At 70.6% G+C, this 3,696-nt stretch carries 3 protein-coding genes; 1 reads left to right on the top strand and 2 read right to left on the bottom strand.

Annotated elements, in window-relative coordinates; all coding sequences use genetic code 11:
* On the top strand, positions 1-275 hold a 275-nt coding region (locus VFE05_15405), incomplete at its 5' end, for an integrase core domain-containing protein (protein HET6231459.1).
* A gap of 72 nt (positions 276-347) precedes the next feature.
* Here VFE05_15405 and VFE05_15400 read toward each other — a convergent pair.
* Complete coding sequence (locus VFE05_15400) at positions 348-1,139, bottom strand: AcvB/VirJ family lysyl-phosphatidylglycerol hydrolase (GenBank protein HET6231458.1); 792 nt, start codon at positions 1,137-1,139, stop codon at positions 348-350.
* A 1-nt stretch (position 1,140) separates the two neighbouring features.
* Positions 1,141-3,696, bottom strand: a 2,556-nt coding sequence (mprF, locus tag VFE05_15395; GenBank protein HET6231457.1) for a bifunctional lysylphosphatidylglycerol flippase/synthetase MprF, incomplete at its 5' end; no start/stop codon positions are given.

Below are 3,696 nucleotides of genomic sequence, written 5' to 3'. Positions count from 1 at the left end.
TGGCGAAGCACGGGATGCGGTGCAGCATGAGCCGGCGCGGCACCTGTCTGGACAACGCCGTGGCCGAGAGCGCCTTCGCGACGCTGGAGTGCGAGCTGATCGAAGGAGCCGACTGGCACACGCACGCAGAAGCTCGACAGGATATCTTCGAGTACCTGGAGGCGTGGTACAACCCGAGGCGCAGGCATTCGACCCTGGGCTACCTCAGCCCGGTCGAGTACGAGCGGCGTATGGAAGAGCAGCCGCGCGCGGCTGTTCTTCCATACGCCGCCTGAATCCCTTAACTCGTGTGTCCACTGATCCGGGGAACCTCACTTCTCCGCCGCCGAAATCCTCCCCCCAACCCGTCACGGCACCTTCGCCCTCACCGCGTACGCTTCCCAGCCAGCCGCCGGCCGGCGCGCGGGGACGACCATCCGCGCGACCTTGCCGTAGGCGCCGCCGAACTGGTGGCCGCCGGGCATCTCCACGATCTTGGCGCGCATGGATTTGAGCAGGGGACAGCCCACGCGCGTCACGTCGTCGTTCGTGCCGTAGATGCAGAGCAGCGGCACGCCGTTCAGCCGCCGCACCTCGGGCACGGTGTGCCAGCGGGTGGGCGGCCGCGCGTTGAGCCAGTCGCGCAGGTGGAACTCGAACGCCGCGTCGCGGCCGAAGGAAAGCAGCGCCACGCCCGCCACGTGCCCCTTCTCCTCCGGCGGCAGGCGGTTCACCAGGAACGGCAGCGCGTCCGCCCCGAACGAGACGCCCACCACAAGCACGCGCGGCTTCCCCCAGCGCGCCGTGTACGCGTCCACGATGCGCTGCAGGTCCTCGCTCGCCTCCTGCGGGCTGCGGGGGTGCCAGTAGTAGCGAAGGCTGTTCCAGCCCACCACGGGGATTCCGCGCCGCGACAGCGCCCGCCCGATCGCCGCGTCCATGGGGCTCCATCCCCCGTCGCCGCTCATCACCACCGCCATCAGGTCGCCGCCCGCGCCACCCGCCGCGGGATACTCCACCAGCGGCAGGTCGTCCGCACCGGGGCGGCCCTCGCCCGCAAGCACGGAGCGCTTCAGGCCGAAGGCGAGCGCGGTGAAGAAGACGGCGGAGAGGGAGACGGTGAGCAGCAGCGTGCGCCCGGGCGCGGCGCGGCGGCGCACCTCAGCTCCGCCGCCGGAAGATGCGGCGCCACCCGCCCGCGATCAGCGCCGACACGTCGGCCGTGATGCGGGGGAGGGCCAGGCCGCCGGGGTAGGCCAGGTAGCGCGGCTGCCACTCCGGGTGGAACTTGTCCTTGTAAGCGCGCAGGCCCTGGAAGTTGTACAGCGCCTCGCCGCGCTGGAAGAGGAAGTGCCCCACCCGCGTCCACGTGGGCGAGATGGCGGATATCTCCAATCCGGAGAGCGGCGCCATGCCCAGGTTGAAGGTCTGGTAGCCCTGGTCGCGGCCCCACAGCATCAGGTTGAGCAGCAGCGCCTCCATCACGTTCTTCGGCGCATCTTCCCGGTAGCGCATCAAATCCACCGAAAGCTCCACGCGGTCCGGACCCGGCCACACGGTGGCGAATGCGGCGATGCGGCCCGCCTCCTCCACCACGGCCACGGGGAAGCGCGACACGTACTCCGCGTCGAAGAAGCCCAGCGAGAAGCCCTTCTCGCCCGCGGACTTGTGCGCCAGCCACTCCAGCGAGATGTCGCGCAGCTCGTCCATCACCCCGGGCACACCTTCCGTGGGGATGACGCGGAACGCGAGCCCCGCCTTGGCGAACCGGTTCAGCACCAGGCGGAACGGCTTGCGCTCCGCCCCGTCCAGCGAGAAGCCGTCGAGCGAGACGAACGCCTCCTCGCCCAGCTTCACGAAGGTGAGCCCGAAGTCCGCGTAGTGGTGAAGCCTCTCCTTGCGCACCTGGTAGAAGACGGGCACCCCGCCGAAGTCGTCGCACCGCTCGAAGAACTCGCGCAGCAGGCCCGTGCACGCCTGCGGGCTGCCCACCGGGTCGCCCATCACCACCCACGTCTTGCCCTGCACCGCGTACATCAGGAACGCGCTACGGTCCGGGCTGAGCAGGATCGACTTGTCGCGCAGGTAGGCCAGGTAGGGGACGGTGGAGCTTTGCGCCGCGATGAGCGGGCCCACGGCCGCCAGGTCTTCGTCCGTCGGCAGCACCACCTCGGGCGGCGCGGGGCGGAGAAGGCGCACGACGCCGAACGCCAGGATCGCCACCGTGGCGCCCACCGAGGCGCGCAGGAAACGCGGGCCGTCCTGCCCCACGGCGAAGCGCCACCACACCTCGTCGGAATACTCCAGGTGCCGGAAGGCGAACATCCCCAGCCAGATGGAGGCGCCCACCACCGAGACGACCGCCACGATCCAGCCGGGGGAGAAGCGCGCCTCCCAGAACGCCGCCTTGCGGTCGAACACGCGGCGGCTGGCCAGCACCGCGGCCAGGATTACCGCCAGGAACGCCGCCTCCTCCCAGTCGCCGCCCTTGAGCACCGACGCGGCGATGCCCGCCAGCAGCAGCAGGACCGAGAGGTAGAAGGCCATGTCCAGCCGCCGCGCCACGCCGTTGCTCACCAGCAGCAGGCCCACGCCCACCACGCTGCCCAGGAAGTACGTCGCCTCCACCACCGCCAGGGGGATGTACTGCGCGATCCAGAACACGCGCGCCTTCTCCGTCGGCGTCGCGCCCGAGAATAGGAGCACCACGCCGGCCAGGAAGACGAACACCGCCAGCACCTTGGGCGCCACCTCGCCGGTGAGCGCGCCGAACGCGCTGCCCCAGCGCGCCAGGTGGTGCCGCCGCACGCGCACCTCGTCGGCCAGCAGGATGCAGAGCGCCGCGCCGAGGGGGATCAGGTAGTAGACGATGCGGTACAGCACCAGCGACGACAGGATCACCTCGGGCGAGAGGTAGCTCTTGAGGAGCACCACCATCGTCCCCTCGAACACGCCCGCGCCGCCCGGCACGTGCGAGATGAGGGCGAGGATCTGGGCGGCCAGGAAGGCGCTCAGGATCTCGGTGTAGGTGAGGTTGGTGTGGGGGATCAGCACGTAGAAGATGCCCGCCGCGCACGCCCAGTCCAGGCAAGACAGGACGAACTGGCCCAGCACCACGCCCGGCGGCGGCAGCGGGAACTCCACCGAGCGCACCCGCACCGGGTCGCGCCGCACCAGCGCCGCCACCGCGTAGCCCGCCGCGCAGGCCAGCATCAGGAAGCCCGATGCGCGGATCAGGTGCCCGCCCGGCAGCGCCAGCAGGCCGGGGTGCGGGTCCACGCCCAGGCTCCACCCGCCCAGCACCAGCAGGCCCAGCCAGAACGTGCCCACGTAGAAGACCACGATCCGCGAGATGTCGCCCGCCGTGAGCCCCCACCGCGAGTAGAAGCGGTAGCGCACGTGCGTGCCCGAGATCAGCGCGAACCCCACGCTGTTGCTCACCGCGTAGCCCGTAAAGCTCACCACGCTGATCTTCCACCACTCCACCTTCGCCCCGATGTAGCGGAAGGCGAGCTGGTCGAAGCCGGTGAGCACCGCGTAGTTGATGGCGCACAGCAGCAGCGCCAGGCCGAACGCCGCGCGCGGAAGCGCCGCCAGCGTGGCCTTCACCTCGGCGTAGCGCACGTGGCGCAGCTCGTGGTGCAGCACCCACACGGCGCCCGCCAGCAGCACCGCGCCCAGTATGGGCGAGAGCCAGCGCCAGCTCTTCATCCGGCG

Source organism: Longimicrobiaceae bacterium (genome assembly GCA_035696245.1).
Taxonomy (GTDB): domain Bacteria; phylum Gemmatimonadota; class Gemmatimonadetes; order Longimicrobiales; family Longimicrobiaceae; genus DASRQW01.
Note: the sequence above shows the minus strand (reverse complement) of the source record. Positions and strands in the feature narration are given on the sequence as shown.